Source organism: Litoribacter populi, assembly GCF_007483685.1.
Taxonomy (GTDB): domain Bacteria; phylum Bacteroidota; class Bacteroidia; order Cytophagales; family Cyclobacteriaceae; genus Litoribacter; species Litoribacter populi.
Genome location: NZ_VMKN01000001.1, coordinates 3,528,471 through 3,545,570, shown reverse-complemented (window position 1 = coordinate 3,545,570; position 17,100 = coordinate 3,528,471). Strand labels below are relative to the sequence as shown.

At 41.9% G+C, this 17,100-nt stretch carries 14 protein-coding genes; 11 read left to right on the top strand and 3 right to left on the bottom strand.

Annotated elements, in window-relative coordinates:
- From FPL27_RS15375 to FPL27_RS15350, 6 genes are all read left to right on the top strand, one after another.
- The gene (locus FPL27_RS15375) at positions 1–618 is read left to right on the top strand and encodes a DUF1684 domain-containing protein (protein WP_143961966.1); all 618 of its coding nucleotides are present in this window, start codon (positions 1–3) and stop codon (positions 616–618) included.
- A gap of 128 nt (positions 619–746) precedes the next feature.
- Positions 747–3,158 carry a phenylalanine--tRNA ligase subunit beta gene (gene pheT, locus FPL27_RS15370; RefSeq protein WP_143961964.1) on the top strand — a complete coding sequence of 804 codons (2,412 nt, stop codon included), beginning with the start codon at positions 747–749 and terminating at the stop codon, positions 3,156–3,158.
- 1 nt (position 3,159) lies between these two features.
- Positions 3,160–3,444 carry a hypothetical protein gene (locus FPL27_RS15365; protein ID WP_143961962.1) on the top strand — a complete coding sequence of 95 codons (285 nt, stop codon included), beginning with the start codon at positions 3,160–3,162 and terminating at the stop codon, positions 3,442–3,444.
- 1 nt (position 3,445) lies between these two features.
- A complete protein-coding gene (locus FPL27_RS15360; protein ID WP_143961960.1) occupies positions 3,446–3,730 on the top strand; it encodes a cell division protein ZapA in 285 nt (94 codons plus the stop codon).
- Positions 3,731–3,800: 70 nt separating this feature from the next.
- Complete coding sequence (rny, locus tag FPL27_RS15355; RefSeq protein ID WP_143961958.1) at positions 3,801–5,363, top strand: ribonuclease Y; 1,563 nt, start codon at positions 3,801–3,803, stop codon at positions 5,361–5,363.
- Between the two features lie 81 nt (positions 5,364–5,444).
- Entirely contained in the window at positions 5,445–6,245 is an 801-nt protein-coding gene (locus FPL27_RS15350; protein ID WP_235893456.1) for a zinc-dependent peptidase, read from the top strand.
- Positions 6,246–6,253: 8 nt separating this feature from the next.
- Here FPL27_RS15350 and FPL27_RS15345 read toward each other — a convergent pair whose 3' ends face one another.
- The 3 genes from FPL27_RS15345 to sucD all read right to left on the bottom strand — a co-directional run bounded on the left by FPL27_RS15345 (position 6,254) and on the right by sucD (position 9,923).
- Positions 6,254–7,885, bottom strand: a complete 1,632-nt coding sequence (locus FPL27_RS15345; protein WP_143961956.1) for an ABC-F family ATP-binding cassette domain-containing protein — start codon at positions 7,883–7,885, stop codon at positions 6,254–6,256.
- Between the two features lie 231 nt (positions 7,886–8,116).
- Positions 8,117–8,929, bottom strand: a complete 813-nt coding sequence (locus tag FPL27_RS15340) for a glucose 1-dehydrogenase (RefSeq protein ID WP_143961954.1) — start codon at positions 8,927–8,929, stop codon at positions 8,117–8,119.
- A 109-nt stretch (positions 8,930–9,038) separates the two neighbouring features.
- Positions 9,039–9,923: a succinate--CoA ligase subunit alpha gene (gene sucD, locus FPL27_RS15335; protein ID WP_143961952.1), complete on the bottom strand. Its 885-nt coding sequence runs from the start codon at positions 9,921–9,923 to the stop codon at positions 9,039–9,041.
- A gap of 127 nt (positions 9,924–10,050) precedes the next feature.
- On the opposite strand from sucD, the gene FPL27_RS15330 reads away from it, so the two are divergent.
- The 5 genes from FPL27_RS15330 to FPL27_RS15310 are packed head-to-tail and all read left to right on the top strand — an operon-like array spanning position 10,051 to position 17,023.
- Positions 10,051–13,527: a sensor histidine kinase gene (locus tag FPL27_RS15330; protein WP_143961949.1), complete on the top strand. Its 3,477-nt coding sequence runs from the start codon at positions 10,051–10,053 to the stop codon at positions 13,525–13,527.
- Positions 13,528–13,536: 9 nt separating this feature from the next.
- Positions 13,537–14,715, top strand: coding sequence for a hybrid sensor histidine kinase/response regulator (locus FPL27_RS15325; protein WP_143961947.1), 1,179 nt, complete (start codon positions 13,537–13,539; stop codon positions 14,713–14,715).
- A 1-nt stretch (position 14,716) separates the two neighbouring features.
- Positions 14,717–15,346 carry an ABC transporter ATP-binding protein gene (locus FPL27_RS15320; protein WP_143961945.1) on the top strand — a complete coding sequence of 210 codons (630 nt, stop codon included), beginning with the start codon at positions 14,717–14,719 and terminating at the stop codon, positions 15,344–15,346.
- A complete protein-coding gene (locus FPL27_RS15315; protein WP_143961944.1) occupies positions 15,343–16,566 on the top strand; it encodes an ABC transporter permease in 1,224 nt (407 codons plus the stop codon). The genes FPL27_RS15320 and FPL27_RS15315 overlap by 4 nt, the downstream gene beginning before the upstream one ends.
- Positions 16,567–16,582: 16 nt before the next feature.
- Entirely contained in the window at positions 16,583–17,023 is a 441-nt protein-coding gene (locus tag FPL27_RS15310; RefSeq protein ID WP_143961942.1) for a hypothetical protein, read from the top strand.
- The last annotated feature ends 77 nt before the right edge of the window (positions 17,024–17,100 follow it).

The following is a 17,100-nucleotide window of genomic DNA, read 5'->3' as shown; positions in this document are numbered from 1 at the left end:
ATGAATACAAGGAATATTATACTAGCTGTCGTGGCCGTAGTGCTGCTGGTAGCGGTTTTTTATGCCCTCTCTGGGGGCGAAACGCCCGAACAATATCAAGCAAAAATTGAAAAAGAAAGGGACAGACAGTTTAAGTACCTCAAGTATAACGCCGATTCGCCTTTGACCAGTGAGCAGAAAAATGATTTGGTAGAATTGGATTATTATCCCGTTGATCAGCAGTATCGAGTTAAGGGAAGAATGGTGCCTGTGGAGAATCGAAAAATGCTAGAAATTCCGCTTACGGACGGGAATGTGGAAAAGTATATCAAGCATTCCTATGTGGAATTTGAGCTTGAAGGGAGAACGCAAAGGTTGCTTTTGCTTCAATCTCCTCGCGAAACTGATCTTAGGAAATTCTTCCTGGCATTTGCTGATGATACAAGTGCAGAGGAGACTTATGGCGGGGGAAGGTATCTGGATGTCAAGCAGGAAGGCCAACGAACTGTTTTGTTGGATTTCAATTTGGCCTATAATCCATACTGTGCCTATAATCCTGATTTTGCCTGTCCTATTCCTCCGAGGGAAAACTTACTGGAAGTGCCTATCAGGGCAGGGGAGAAAAATTACACCAAATAAGCTTTCTGGCACCGCCAATTATCTTAAATTTGTCAGTTATTGGAATTGGTAACCCAATTTCCACACATCCAAAATCAAGTAGCTAATGGCCTTTTTTACGCGAAAGGCTCCAAATATTTTATTCTTCAATGAAAATTTCAATCAATAGGTTAAAAGATTTCATACTGTTACACCAAACATCTGAGGAGATTGCTGACATGCTCACCCAATCAGGCCTAGAGGTGGAGGGGATCCAGAGGTTTGACTCTGTGCCAGGTGGGCTGGAAGGGATCGTGATCGGAGAAGTTCTTACCTTTGAATCACACCCTAATGCCGATAAGCTTTCCCTTACTACGGTGGATACTGGAAGTGAAGTGGTGCCAATTGTCTGCGGTGCTCCCAATGTTGCCAAAGGGCAAAAGGTAGTCGTGGCAACTGTCGGGACGACCCTTTATCCAAAAGGTGGGGATTCATTTGTAATCAAAAAAGCCAAAATCAGAGGCGAGGCTTCCCAAGGGATGATTTGCGCCGAAGACGAATTGGGACTTGGCGAAAGCCACGCCGGCATCATGGTGCTGGATACCGATTTGCCGAATGGTACTCCTGCTGCCGAATACTTCAATATCAAGCATGATGATGTGCTTGAAATTGGTCTAACGCCGAATAGAGCTGATGCAGCCTCCCATTTGGGGGTTGCAAGGGATCTAAAAGCTATTCTTCGCTCAGAGGTATGCCTTCCGTCAGTTAAAGATTTCGGTGTGGATAACACTTCCCGCACTGTTGAGGTGGAGGTTGAAAGCTCCGAAGATTGTCCCCGATATGCGGGATTAACTATCAGCAACCTGAAAGTGGGGCCTTCACCAGATTGGCTTCAAAACTACCTGAAAGCACTCGATCTGGAACCGATCAACAACGTGGTGGACATCACCAATTATATTCTCCACGACCTTGGGCAGCCATTGCACGCATTTGATGCGGATAAGTTGGCTGGCGATAAGATCGTGGTGAAGAAACTCGCTTCAGGTACTGAATTCATCACTTTGGATGAGAAAGAAAGAAAGCTAACTGGGGATGAGTTGATGATCTGTGATGCGGAAAAAGGCCTTTGCATGGCAGGGGTTTTTGGCGGCTTAGGGTCTGGGGTGACTGAGGGGACTACTGCCATTTTCTTGGAAAGTGCCTATTTCTCTCCTGATGTGATCCGTAAAGGCAGTCAGCATCATGGGTTGAAAACAGATGCTTCTTTCAGGTTTGAGAGGGGAACTGACCCTAACATGCCCATTTATGCCTTGAAAAGAGCAGCTCTTCTTTTGAAAGAAATTGCTGGAGGAGAGATCACTTCTGAGATTGTGGATCTTTATCCAAACCCGGTTTCAGACTTTGAGGTGTCGGTAAAATATAAGAACATTACCCGCCTGATCGGCAAACACATTGACAAAGAGGAAATCAAGTCAATTCTGACTCATCTGGACATCAAGGTGGAGGATGAAACTGAGGAAAGTTTCAAGGCTATCGTGAAACCTTACAGGGTGGACGTTACCCGAGAGGCAGATATTATCGAGGAGATCTTGAGGATATATGGTTTTGAGAAGGTAGAGTTGACTGAGCATTACAGTTCTGACTTCTTGGCTGAGCATCCTGCCAAGGACAGCAATAAACTTCAGTATAGGCTATCTGAACTTTTGGGTGGATTTGGATACCAGGAGATCATTACCAATTCGCTAACCAAGCCGCAATATGTGGAGAAGTCAGGTTACCTGAATGCAGAAGCAAATGTGGAGATCCTCAATAAACTAAGCGAGGACCTTGGAGTAATGAGGCAGACGATGCTTTTCACCGGTTTGGAGGTGTTAGCCCACAACATTAATAGAAGGCAGAAGGACCTGAGGTTTTTTGAATTTGGGACTACTTACAAGAAAATTGCTGAGGGTTACCAGGAAGACCAGGTTTTGGCGCTGTTTCTGACAGGGGACAAGGCTTCTGAAAGCTGGTTGGAGCCCTCCAAAAAGGTTTCCTTCCCTGATCTTTACAGCGTTGTGGAAAGGTTGCTTGAAAAGTTGAGTCTACCTGAGCTGAACATGGAAATTGTCCATGAGTCTCCTTTTGATTATGCGCTTTCTTTATCGCTAGGGAAAAATCCTGTCGGTAAAATTGGGTTGCTCTCTGATAAGGTTTGTAGATTGGCGGAAGTTAAGCAGGAAGTTTTTTATGCCGAGCTTAACTGGGATTATTTGCTGAAGAAGGCCTCAGGTTTGAAAAAATATCAAGAGATTTCAAAGTTTCCTGAAGTGAGAAGGGATCTTTCTTTAGTGATTTCCAAGGAGGTAACTTTTGATCAGATCCGTCAGCTGGCAGTGAAGGCAGGGGGTAAACTTCTGAACCGAATCGGTGTATTTGATGTGTACCAGGGCGATAAGATTGATTCGGATAAGAAGGCTTATGCTTTGAGTTTTTACCTTCAGGACAACGAGAAGACCTTGACTGATAAAGTGATAGAGAAGACTATGGGCAGGTTGATGCAGTCTTTTGAGAATGAGATTAATGCTTTGATTAGAAAATAGAATGATTCACGAAGAACTTGACCGGCTAGAGCGGCTTGCCTACCAGGTAAGCAAAAAGATTCAACATCTTGAGGAGGAAAAAAGCCTTCTCGAGGAGAGGCTTTCTAAGGCCGAGTCCAAGTTGAAGGAGAAAGATGATGCTTTGGATCATTTTAAAAATCAAATTAAAATTAGTAAAATTGTAAATAACATACCGGTGGAAAATATGGAGTCCGCCGAATTGAGAGAACGCATCAATAATTATATAAAAGAAATTGATAAGGTAATTACCTATTTGTCTGAATAATATGAACACACTTTCCATTAAAATAAAAATAGGAGATAGGGAATATCCTATGAAAGTCAAAGTGGAAGATGAGGCCAGGATCAGGCGGGCAGGGAAGCTTATCAACGATAAATTAAAAAGATACAGAGAAGAATTTGGTCTGGATGATAGGCAGGATCTGTTGGCCATGGTGGCCTTTGACTGCATGGTGGAATCCATGGAGCTAGGGGAGACAAACGCTGAGGGCAGTGAAAAGATTGAGTCGACCTTATCCCAGATCAATGAACATTTGACATCCTTGATATAATTGTTGGAAAATTCGCTCCGTTCGGGACTTTTTTGAAAAGCCGGTAGGTCTATAAATCTAAAATATACCTATGGGAGTAACATACATTATTATAGCAGGAGTGGTCGGCCTCATAGCAGGTGGATTACTGGCAGGTTTTTTTATTAAGAGCAACAATAAGAAAATCGAGGAAGAAGCCCGAGAAAAAGCCAAAAGCACCATTCGTGAAGCTGAGCTTACCGGGGAATCCATCAAAAAGGACAAGATCCTTGAGGCAAAGGAAAAATACCTACGCTTGAAATCTGAATTTGAGGAGGAGGTAAGTAAGAAAAAGAACATCCTTATCACCAATGAGGGCAAACTTAAGCAGAGAGAGCAAATCCTTTCGAAGGAAATGGAACAGCTTAAGCGAAAAGATGCAGAGCTAGACAGCAAAAAGGAAAATCTTAATGCACAGCTTCACTCGGTTCAAGTGAAAAAAGATGAGTTGGACAGGGTGACCAACCAAAGGATCTCAGACCTTGAAAAAATTGCTTTATTGACCAAGGAAGAGGCCAGAGAGCAAATCATTGAAATGCTGAAAGACGAAGCCCAAACCAAGGCTTCCTCGCAAATCAAGGATATTCTTGATCAAGCGAAATTGACAGCTACCAAGCAGGCCAAGAAAATCGTTTTGGACACCATCCAGCGTACCGCGACCGAGCATGCAATTGAAAACTGCGTATCGGTCTTCAATATCGAAAGTGACGATATCAAGGGTAAGATCATCGGCCGTGAAGGTAGAAACATCCGTGCATTGGAATCTGCTACTGGGGTTGAAATTGTGGTGGATGACACTCCAGAAGCGATCATCATTTCTGGTTTTGACCCAGTAAGAAGAGAAGTGGCAAGACTATCACTTCACAGATTGGTGCAGGATGGAAGGATCCACCCGGCGAGAATTGAGGAAGTGGTTGCCAAGACAGAGAAAAATATTGAAGAGGAAATTGTAGAGATAGGTGAAAGAACCTGTATTGAACTAGGAGTTCATGGCTTGCATCCTGAGTTGATCAGAATGGTAGGTAGGATGAGGTTCCGTTCTTCATACGGTCAAAACCTCCTGCAACACTCCAAGGAAGTAGCCAAGCTTTGTGCGACGATGGCTGCGGAAATGGGCTTGAACGCCAAGTTGGCTAAAAGAGCAGGATTGCTTCATGACATCGGAAAAGTTTATCCTGAAGAGGCTGAGCTTCCTCACGCTATCTTGGGTATGGAATTAGCCAAGAAATATAAAGAGCATCCAGAGGTAATTAATGCCATAGGTGCTCACCACGATGAGATTGAGATGACATCGATGATCTCGCCTATCGTACAGGCATCAGATGCCATATCAGGCTCTAGACCTGGCGCAAGAAGGGAAATCATGGATAGCTATATAAAGAGGCTTAAAGACCTTGAAGATCTTGCTTTGAGCTTTGATGGAGTGAACAAATGTTTCGCTATGCAGGCCGGTAGAGAGTTAAGAGTTTTGGTGGATGCAGAGAATGTAGACGATAGCACAGCGGGTAAACTATCCTTCGATATTTCCCAAAAAATCGAGAAGGAGATGCAATATCCTGGACAAATAAAAATTACAGTTATACGCGAAATGAGAGCAGTTAATTACGCCAAGTAATAATTGTTCAAAAACAAAAACCTCCTGTTGTAAGTTTTCAATAGGAGGTTTTTTTTGTTTTACACTTTTAGCATCAGCTGTATGGCATTACTTCTAAGCAAAAGGAATTCGTTAAGTTTGCTCTGGTATCAGTTTGCTGTAATGTCAGGATTGAAGGGGCTCAGCAGAGAGGAAACCAAAGTATTGGAAGACTATTTCCCGTATTATCAACAGCTTTCAGAAGGGTTTCAAAAGGAATTCCGTCAACGCTTAGCCCTGTTCATTTGCAATAAATGCTTTTATGCCAGAGGAGACCTGAAGGCGGTGAGTATGGAAATGAAGGTGCTTATAAGTGCCACGGCTGTAAAGTTGCTGTTTGGATTCCCAAAGCATATATTACTGAGACATTTCGATAAGATTGTAATCTACCCTGACCGCTATCTTTCTACCCAGACACGCCAATATCATAACGGGGAGGTCAATCCTCGTTATGGAGTGATAGTTATATCATGGAAAAGTTTTATGAAGGGATTTGCTTTGCCCAACGATGGGGTAAATCTTGGAATCCATGAATTTGCCCATGCTCTCAAGATTGAAAATCAAATCAAGTACAATGGAGAGCACAGCTTTTTGGATAAGGTTTGGTGGAAAAGGTATATTGAGCTGGCCGCAGAGGAAGTTCAAAAAGTAAAACAAGGAGGCAATTCATTTTTCAGATTGCAGGCTAGTGAAAATATCCACGAGTTTTTTGCAGTATCTGTGGAGGCGTTTTTTGAAAAAGCTTCAGAATTCAAGCTTTACCACCCCGATTTATATGAAAGCCTGGTGAATTTGCTTCACCAGGATCCCATAGTACTTTTTGCCGGAGGAATTGTAAAAGAATTTGCCTTGGCAAAAGCTTGACAGTATGCTTATTTTTCTACCTCTCTGAGGTTTTCCATCTTTTTATAGGCCAAGAACCCATTGATATCCTCAAAGTGTTCTCTTACTCGTTTATTGCCAAATTCATACACCTTGGTAACAAGGCCATCCAAGAAATCTCTGTCGTGAGAAACCAAAATCAATGTGCCATCAAAGGCTTTCAGGGCATCTTTGATGATATCCTTGGTTTTCATATCCAAGTGGTTGGTCGGTTCATCGAGTATAAGTAGATTGACCGGTTCAAGTAGAAGTTTGATCATGGCTAGACGAGTTTTCTCACCACCGGAAAGCACCTTCACCTTCTTCATGGAATTGTCACCACCAAACATGAAAGCTCCCAATAAATCTTTGATTTTGGAGCGGATATCACCTACAGCGATTCGGTCGATGGTGTCGAAAACAGTCATATTTTCATCCAAAAGAGAAGCTTGGTTTTGCGCAAAGTAGCCGATTTTGGTGTTGTGGCCTAGTTCTAGTCGTCCTTCAAAGTCGATTTCACCCATGAGGGCTTTGATCATGGTAGACTTACCCTCACCGTTTTTCCCCACAAAGGCGATCTTTTGGCCTCTTTCGATGGTCATGGAAGCATTTTTGAAAACCACATGGTCATCGTAGGACTTAGATAGCTCCTCGACAATAACAGGGTATTTGCCTGATCTTGGAGATGGTGGGAAACGGAGTTTCAGTGCAGAGTTGTCTACTTCGTCAACCTCTACTATGTCCAGCTTTTCCAGCATCTTAACTCTGGATTGAACCTGAAGGGTTTTTGAATAGGTGCCTTTAAAGCGCTCGATGAATTGCGTGGTTTCTGCAATCATCTTTTGTTGCTCTTCGTATGCTTTCTGTTGTTGTTCCCTTCTTTCCTTCCTCAGTTCAAGATAATGGCTGTATTTGGCTTTATAATCATAGATACGGCCCATAGTGACTTCAATGGTCCTATTGGTAATGTTGTCTACAAAAGCTCTATCGTGAGAGATTACGATAACTGCCTTGGCTTTCTCAGTCAAAAACTCTTCAAGCCACTGAATGGACTCGATGTCCAAGTGGTTGGTAGGCTCATCCAAAAGTATAAGATCAGGCTTTTGCAACAAGATTTTCGCCAGCTCAATTCTCATTCTCCAGCCCCCACTAAATTCAGAGGTTGGTCGTTGGAAATCTTCTCTTTCGAACCCGAGACCCAAAAGTACTTTTTCTACCTCAGCTTCATAATTTACTTCTTCGATCGAGTAGAATTTCTCGCTGAGTTCAGATACCTTTTCGATGATTTTGTAGTATTCCTCCGAGTCGTAGTCTGTCCTTACAGTCAATTCTTCATTTAAAGCATCGATTTCCTGTTTCATGCCAAGGTAGCTGGCAAATGCTTTTGAAGTTTCGTCAAAAACGGTTGCCTCATCCTGGGTAAGGAGATGCTGAGGCAAGTAGGAAATTACAAAATCCTTTGGTGCGGATACTCCCCCTGATGAGGGTTTGCCTACGCCAGCGATGATTTTCAAAAGAGTGGATTTGCCCGCCCCGTTTTTGCCCATGAGGGCTATCTTGTCGTTTTCGTTGATGCTGAAGGAAATATTGCTAAATAGGGCGGAACCGCCATGCTGTACGGTTAAGGAATCTACTGAAATCATATCTTTGAATTTGAAGGCGCAAAGATAGTAAGCCTTTGGAAATAAACAGCAAAGGTGCAGAGGGCTTAAATAAAATTAAGATTAAAATGGGCACAGAGCTTCTCAGAGTTTTAGCACTGAGTTTCACGAAGCTTCAATGCAGAAGTTAATAGGCTTCCCACATTAATGCCACCGTAATCCTCAGTGAAAACTCGGTGCTACTCTGTCATGTAAGCAAATTCAGGATTTTATTTATTGCTCTTCCTGAAAAGATGGATAGAGCGTCATGCCACCATCCACATAAAGGCTGGTGCCGGTGATGTAGTCGGCTTGGTCGGAACTTAGCCAGACCGCAGCAGAGGAAATGTCCTCCGTTTCACCGATTCTACCGTAAGGGATTTTTTTGAGCATCTTCTTCTTGCCTTCCTCATCCTTCCATTCATGTTCGTTGATGGGGGTTTTGATGGCGCCGGGGGAAATGCTGTTGACGCGGATTTTTTTTGGGGCAAGTTCCTGGGCCATGGATTTCATCATCATCTTGATTCCACCCTTAGCAGTTGCGTAATTGACCCTGCCAGACCAGGGGATAGTGTCATGTACTGAGCTGATGAAAATGATTTTGCCGCATGCTTTGGATACCTCCTCCTTGATTCCTTGGTCTTGGAAAACTTTTGCCGCCTGTTTGGCACATAAAAAAGCGCCGGTGAGATTTGTTTGTATAACTTTTTCCCAGTCCTCTAATGACATTTCCAATAAAGGTTTGTCTTCTTGTATACCAGCATTGTTGACCAAAATATGGAGGTCTCCGAAGGTTTTTTTGGTTTCCTCAAAGATCCTTTGAACGTCTTCTTCCTTGCCCACGTCACCTTTGATGATAATTGCTTTACTGCCCTTTTCAACAACGGCTTTTTGGGTTTCCTTTGCCCCGTCTTCATCGCCATGAAAATTAATGACGACATTAGCTCCAGCTGCACCAAGCGCAATGGCAATCCCTTGCCCAATGCCTGAGCTGCCTCCAGTTACTATAGCTGTTTGGTTTCTTAGAAGTAGGTTTTGATCTATCATGTTCCGGTGGTTTTTTTGTGTGGTTAAAGTTATAATTACACTTGCCTTAGGAACATAAATAAAGGGGAACTGTTTGGCTCCCCTTTTACTATAACTTTGATGATAACTCTTATTGAGCTTCTACACCCAAAGCTTTGGCCATTACGGCACCTATTTCTGCAGGAGAGTCGGCTACGTGGATGCCGTTTTCTCTCATGATTCTCATTTTAGCTTCAGCTGTATCGTCAGCCCCACCGATGATGGCACCGGCATGGCCCATTCTACGGCCTGGAGGTGCTGTCTGGCCTGCGATGAATCCAACAACTGGTTTTTGGTTACCATTTTCTCTAATCCACTTTGCGGCTTCGGCTTCATAGTTACCGCCGATTTCACCGATCATTACGATTGCCTCAGTTTCAGGGTCGTTCATAAGTAATTGAACTGCCTCTTTTGTAGAAGTACCGATGATAGGGTCTCCGCCGATTCCGATGGCAGTAGAAACGCCCATACCAGCTTTTGCTACTTGGTCAGCAGCTTCGTAAGTCAAAGTTCCTGATTTGGAGACAATCCCTATACGTCCTTGCTTGAAGACAAAGCCTGGCATGATACCTACTTTTGCCTCACCTGGAGTAATCACACCTGGACAGTTTGGCCCGATAAGTGTTGCTCCTCTTTGCTGTATGTAAGGCTTTGCTTTCATCATGTCCTTAACAGGAATTCCTTCGGTAATGGCAATGATTACTTTAATACCTGCATCAGCTGCTTCCATGATGGCGTCTGCTGCAAATGCAGGGGGAACAAAAATAATGGAGGTGTCTGCTCCAGTGTTTTGTACAGCTTCCTCTACAGAATTGAAAACTGGTCTTTCCAAATGGGTGCTGCCTCCTTTACCTGGAGTCACGCCGCCCACTACATTGGTGCCGTAATCAATCATCTGCTGGGCATGGAATGACCCTTCAGAGCCGGTAAACCCTTGCACAATTACTTTTGAATTCTTATTTACTAAAACACTCATGTCGCGATTTTTAAAGTTTGATACAAAAATAAGACAATAAGACCTTTCACAAAAGAATTATCAAACATTCTCAATTTAATTTATTCTAATCATTGTTTTTTATAAATTAGTAGAATACTACAATTATATGCGTAAGCTTTTCCTTTCTTTTGTTTTATGTTTGCTTGCTTTTGTAGGTTTTTCTCAGTCCTTTCAAGAAAATAGAAAGATAAAAGGCTTGGATTTACCTACGAATAGAGTATTTAATATTATCCAAGATGAACGGGGGAAAGTGTGGTTTGCCACCGATAGGGGTGTTTTTTATACTAATGGATTGGTAACTCATTACCTTCCAGATTCCATTCATCAAAAGTTAAATCGTCGAGTAGATCTGTTCCAGACCTCGGAAAATACCATTTTTATTCACAAATCCACTTCCCCTTCAGAATTGTGGAGATATGAGGAGGATTCTTGGACGCGTATCCCCTTACCTGAAGAAGTCCTAAACAGTGGAAGATATAGGGAGTACAGCAAAATCCAAACCTCAAAAACGTCTCAAGGTGAAAAGTTGTTTTTTATGGAACGTGGAATAATAGCTGTTCTGGATTTGGAATCACTAAATTGGACTGTTGAAAATGTGGATTACGAAGAGTATGGGGATTTTCTTTCGGTTTTCTGTGAGGAGGGAGTATGCAAATTGTATTTCCAAGAAGTTGTATTGGATTATGATGGGGGAATTCAGGAAGTTAATCCAAATTATAGTGAAGTACTGGAAGGTCCTATATATAAAGTAAACTTAAATGAAGAGACTGGAGAATATTATTACTTAGGGGAAAATGTGCTTGCCAAAGGTGCAGCGCTAGGTGAGGTGAGTAACAGATTACACTCAGGCTTCAGTGAGCGTCCTTTTGGAAGGGTTGACTATTTTGATTTAAGGTTAAAGGATGGATATGCATTCTATCACTTCAACTCCCAGCTATTCCGGTTGGGATTAAATTCTGCCAGACCCTCGGGTAATCTTCCTTTGAGGGTTTCGATAGAAAAGGGCAGGACATACTTTATTCATTCATTTTTATTGGACAGGGAAGGCTCACTTTGGCTGGGAAGCAGAAGAGGGGTCACTCAGATTCCATCATTAGCTTTCCGGAATTTTAATACGAACCATGGACTTTTAGATGATGAGGTGACGGCTATCCAAAGACTTGGAAGTGGGAATTACCTTTTAGGTTTCCCAAATGGTGTTCAACATTACAGAGAAGGGGAATTGATTACTTTGAGCTCATTTCCTAAACTTCGCGGCGGGTCAGTTAATAGAGTGAATAACTTTTGCAAACTGGATTCTGATTTTTATTTCTCTGGAGGAGGACGCGGTGTGGGTAGAGTAAACACTAGGACTTGGGAGGTAACATATTTTGAGGCCCCTACAAAAGAGCCTGTTCAATTTATTAAGGTAATTGATGAGGAGCTTTACGTACTAGCGGGGTCGAGTCTTTTCAAAGCCAAGCTTCAAGGAAATAGGTTGCAATACGAGGATATATTCTCTTCTGTATTTGAAGATATCATTGACAAAAGATTTTATGTCCGAAAAATTGGGGAGCTTTCAGATGGAAGAATTGTATACTTGCAAAGCAGGGATGAGGGAATCCAAGAAGGGCTGATTGAAAGACAGCATTATATTAGAGTAGGTGGATATGATTATTTGGAAACCAGTGAAGGCTTGCTGTTAGCTACCGATGAAGGTATCAAGATATATAACAACGGAAACCTCGAAATGTATAGGTTCCATGACGGGCAAACTTTTGATAGACCTGCCTATTCGATTTTAAAAGATGGACAAGGAGGACTTTGGATTGGGAGTGATCGAGGGGTTTATTTCATTGACTCCAGTAGGATATTAAATTTTGACCAGAACAGTGGTCTTGCTGGGGATGAGGTAAACAGAGGTGCATTCACTAAAGGTTACGATGGGAGAATTTTTGTAGGTACAGAAAGCGGGCTGTCGATTATTGTTCCAAACGAATTACAAAAGGTGGAAAGCCCCAAGGTTACATTAGGAAGAACCGTAGTTTTGGCAGCCGAAGGTGAAGATATAGATTTTCAAAGTATACCATATAATTACAACAATGTCCAAATCTTTTATGAAGCCATCTCATTTTTGCCCCAGATGGGGTTGGAGGTTCATTACCGATTAAAGGGGCTTTCTGATGATTGGGTGACTATCCGGGACCCCAAAACCTCCCACATTACTTTCAATAATCTACCTGGAGGTACATATTCGCTTGAGCTGAAAGCTAGCCTCAATGGACAGTTTGAATCTGATACAGTGGTTTCAGAACCATTTAGAATCGATGAACCCTATTATCTCAAGCCGATTTTTATTTTTCTGGTTTTGGTACTATTCCTGGCTTTGGGTTTTATTCTCAATACTTTGCTTAACCAGTTTAGGAATGAGATGCTTTTGAGAAAAACCATTTCCCAAAAGATTTCTGAAATCCAAATTGCTGAGGAACAATTCCGAAACGTATGGACCAGTTCAAGGGATGGGTTATGTTTGACCTTAGCAGGTGGCCAGATAGTAACTGTGAATCCTGCGATGGCGAAATTGTGTGGAATTCGAGAGAAGAATCTGAAAGGGAAAAACATGTCGGTCATGTTTACTAATCCTGCATATTTTGATAAACAAGGGGCTGAAATCTATAAGAATCTCCAGACCAACGGGGAGAATGGGTTTCTGAAGGAAATGACGGTGCCGTTTGTCGGTGGAAGCAGGACTATAGAGCTTTTTTCTACCCTTTTGGACATCAAGCACAAACAAAAACCAATGATTTTGAATGTGTTTAGGGACATTACTGAAAAGAAGAACAACGAACTGGCGTTGCAGCACGCCAAGGATAGGGCAGAGGAGACCAACCGTCTAAAGTCCAGATTCCTATCCAATATGAGCCATGAAATTCGGACGCCTTTGAATGGTATTTTAGGAAGCACTGAGAATATGATTTATACCCACAGAAATAATCCAGAGTTACTTTCTCAACTGGAGATTATCCTGGAAAGCGGGGAACGTCTGCTCAAGACAATCAACAGTATCCTCGACATGTCCAAAATTGAGGCAAATAAGCGGGAGATTCACTTCAAGGAAACAAATGTAAATGATTTCATTTCCAAAACTTTGATGCCACATAAGGCTTTGGCCATGAAAAAAGGATTGCTGCTTACTGCCAAATTTGAAACTAAGTCATTTATTGCACCTATAGATAGAGACTCCATAGAGTTGATAATTAATCATCTAGTGGGTAATGCTATTAAATATTCCGAAACTGGTTTAATCCAGATTAAGGTGAAAAATATCGAAAATGCTCTGTTTATAAGGGTTCAAGACCAAGGTATCGGGATGAGTGAGGAATTTTTATTAAAAGTTTTTCAACCGTTTCAGCAAGAAAGTGGGGGATATGCACGTAAATTTGAGGGGACTGGACTTGGGCTTTCGATTACCAAAAGCTTGGTTGATTTGTTAAAAGGACATATCTTACTGAAGAGTACCCAGGGGATTGGGACTATGGTGACGGTGGTGCTGCCTTTGGAGGCAGATGTCGTCGTTGAGAACTCATCCGATAAATTTTCCTAAAATTTAATAATGAATCCTTTGAATATTCTAATAACTGAGGACGATACCGTCTCCGCATTGTTGCTCAAAAAGGCACTGGAAAAAAATAACCATAAAATTCTAGCCATCGCAGATTCCGGAGAGGAGGCTTTGGAGATCTTGGAGGAAAACACCGCCGACATGGTCATGATGGACATCAACCTTGCCGGGGAACTTGATGGAATCAGAACCACTGAGATTATCAATGAGAAATACGCCATTCCCGTGGTGTATCTAACTGCCAGTTCCGATGAGGAAACCTTGCAAAAAGTGGTAGGTACTAACCCAAGTGCCTATGTGATTAAGCCTTTTAACATAAGAGAATTAAACATGGTGATTGAACTTGCCATATTTAAGGACCGGAAAGAAAAGGAACTTCAAAAGCTGAATGAACTCTTGGAAGAAAAGGTGAAAATACGAACTGCCGAGTTGAATGAAGCCAATAAAGAATTACAAAGGTCTCTAGAAAAGGAAAGGGAGATTAATGAGTTAAAATCTAGAATTGTATTGAATGTTTCCCATGGGTTCAAAACTCCTTTGACATCCATCTTGAGCTCAGCCCAGTTGTTGCAAAAATATGCCCAAAAGGACCATCCTTTTAAGGCCAAGATGGTCAAGCATGCTGACAAAATAGAAGCATCAGTAAGAAACCTAAATAATCTTTTAACAAACGTGTTATTTTTTGGCAAAGCTGATGAAAATAAAATCGCTTACAAGCCGGGGAAACTTTACACATCTGCATTCTTCAATGAAGTGATTGATGTGGTGCAAGCCGGGGTTGAAAATAAGGTCACCATCGCAGCCAAAATAGAAAAGCTGCCTAAAACCATCTATTGTGATCAAGATTTGTTATACCAAATCTTTGAAAACCTGCTAAGTAATGCTGCCAAGTATTCCAAGGATAATGGAGAAGTGAAATTCAATGTTTGGATGGATGAAAATATTTTACATGCCAGCATCAAAGATGCAGGTATAGGAATCCCTGCAAAAGAACAGGCCCAACTTTTTGACCGATTCTTTAGAGCAGGAAACGTGGGAATTATTGAAGGGTCCGGGTTGGGGTTATCAATTGTCAAAAAAAGTGTGGATGTGCTCAAAGGAGAAGTTACCTTTGAAAGTGAAGTCAAAAAAGGCACCACATTTTTTGTAAGAATTCCATTGGAAAAGTAATATGCTGCATACAAGAAATATTCGCTTTCAATATAACTCCCAGAACTCCTTTCAAATCCCAGATGTAAATTTAGCGAAAGGGGAGAACCTATTGATTCTTGGACATTCTGGAAGTGGGAAAACAACTTTATTAAATATTATAGGTGGTTTGCTAGAGCCTCATAGTGGAGATGTAAGACTGGGGAGTACTGAGCTTTATAAGTTGAAAGGGGCTGAACTGGATAAATTTAGGGGCAAAAATATTGGGATGATTTTTCAGAAACCCCATATTTTGGCGCCCCTCACTGTCAAGGAAAATCTTGAATTAGCCAATTATCTTGCGGGTGCAAAGCCATACAACATTGATGGGATATTGGAGGATTTGAATATTCTTGATAAGAAAAACTCCAAAATAAGCCAGTTGAGTGAAGGGGAAGCCCAACGGGTATCTATCGCAAGGGCCCTAGTCAATCAGCCCCAGGTTATCCTTGCCGATGAACCTACCGCTTCTCTTGATGATGTCAATGCCGAGAGGGTAATTCAACTTCTTAAAGGCCAAGCTCAAAAACTAAACGCGATTCTCGTCGTGGTTACCCATGACCAAAGAGTCAAAAATCATTTTAAAAATCAGATTACGGTAGGAAAGCAATGAATATCTTTAAGCTTAGCTGGAAATATCTCATTTTCAAACCTCTAAATACCACCCTCAACATTTTATTGCTTGCCCTTGGGCTATCGGTAATCACAGTATTATTGCTGATGCAAAATCAGTTTGAGTCAAAGATGACTCGTGGTGCGGAAGGTGTGGACTTAGTTGTGGGAGCGAAAGGTAGTCCTTTGCAACTTGTACTTTCAAGTGTGTATCATATTGACTTTCCGACCGGAAATATTTCTTTAAAAGATGCCCGAGGTTTGACTAGAAATAGGTTAGTCAAAGCAGCTATTCCAATGGGGCTAGGGGATAATTATGAAGGATTTCGGATTGTAGGTACCAATCATGATTATCTAGACCTTTATAAAGCAGAGCTTTCCGAAGGCAGTTTATGGACTAAACCTTTTGAGGTGGTGTTAGGCCATGAGGTAGCGAAGAAGCTGAATTTGAAATTAGGAAGTGAGTTTGCCGGTTCACACGGGATTGCTACTGCCAGTCATGACCATGATGAGCATGATTATGTAGTTGTAGGGATTCTGGAGGAAAGTGGAAATGTGTTAGATAATTTGGTTTTGACCAGTCTGGAGTCGGTGTGGTATTCTCATGCCGAGGACCATGACCATGCTTCTATGGAGGCAGATGTGATTACAAGTGGATTGCCTGAAACCGATGATGAGGGATTGGAAATTACAACCATGTTGATTCAATATAGAAACCCCATGGCAGCAATCCAATTGCCAAGATTCATTAATAGCAGGACAAATATGCATGCAGCCTCCCCGGCTTTTGAGCTTAATCGACTATTTGAATTGCTTGGAGTGGGGGTGACGATGGTGCAGGGATTGGCAATTGCCATCATTATCATAGCTGGTTTGAGTATCTTCATAGCGCTTTATAATTCCATGAAGGAGCGGAAATACGACTTAGCAGTGATGCGGACATTAGGTGCTTCCCGAGGGCAGTTGTTTTTCCATATTGTGCTGGAAGGAATTATATTGACGTTCATCAGTGCATGTGTGGGAGTATTGCTCGGGCACTTTTTTGTCCACGTACTCGTTAGTCTCAACGAACAAGGGGCAATAGCGGGGATTTCAGCTTGGACCTTTATTGAAGAAGAGTTGTATATTTGGGCCTATGCTGTGGGCGTGGGGATAGTGGCCTCAATAATTCCTGCATGGAATGCCTATAGGACAGGTATTGCAACACAATTGACGAAATAGCATTAATTATAAAAAAATGATTTTAGTGAAAAGATTCTTGTTGACATTAATTGCAGTTGCAGCGGTGCAGGTTGCCTTTGCCCAGGAAGTGAACGTGTGGAAAGACCTTTCTAATGTTAGCTATAAGATAGGTGAAGATGATTTCGGTGAGCTATATGTTCCTGATTTCAGTGATAAAATTAAAAGCTTGGAAGGCACCGAAGTGACTGCTGATGGCTACATTATTCCTTTTGAGGGGATGTTTAAGCCGGAGCATATTATTCTTTCATCACTACCTTTGGCGGAATGCTTCTTTTGCGGAGCTGGCGGACCGGAGACTGTCATGGAAGTAATGCTCAAGGACCCCATTAAATACACGTCAAAACGGGTACAGGTCAAGGGTACACTTGTACTCAATGAAAAAGATCCCGAAAAATTGATGTATATTCTTAAAGATGCGCAGTTGATTTCTAAATGAAAAAGGTTGTTTGATGTCGGATGAAAAATATGTAAAGAAAGCTCCGATTTATTCGGAGCTTTCTTTTTCTAGTATGC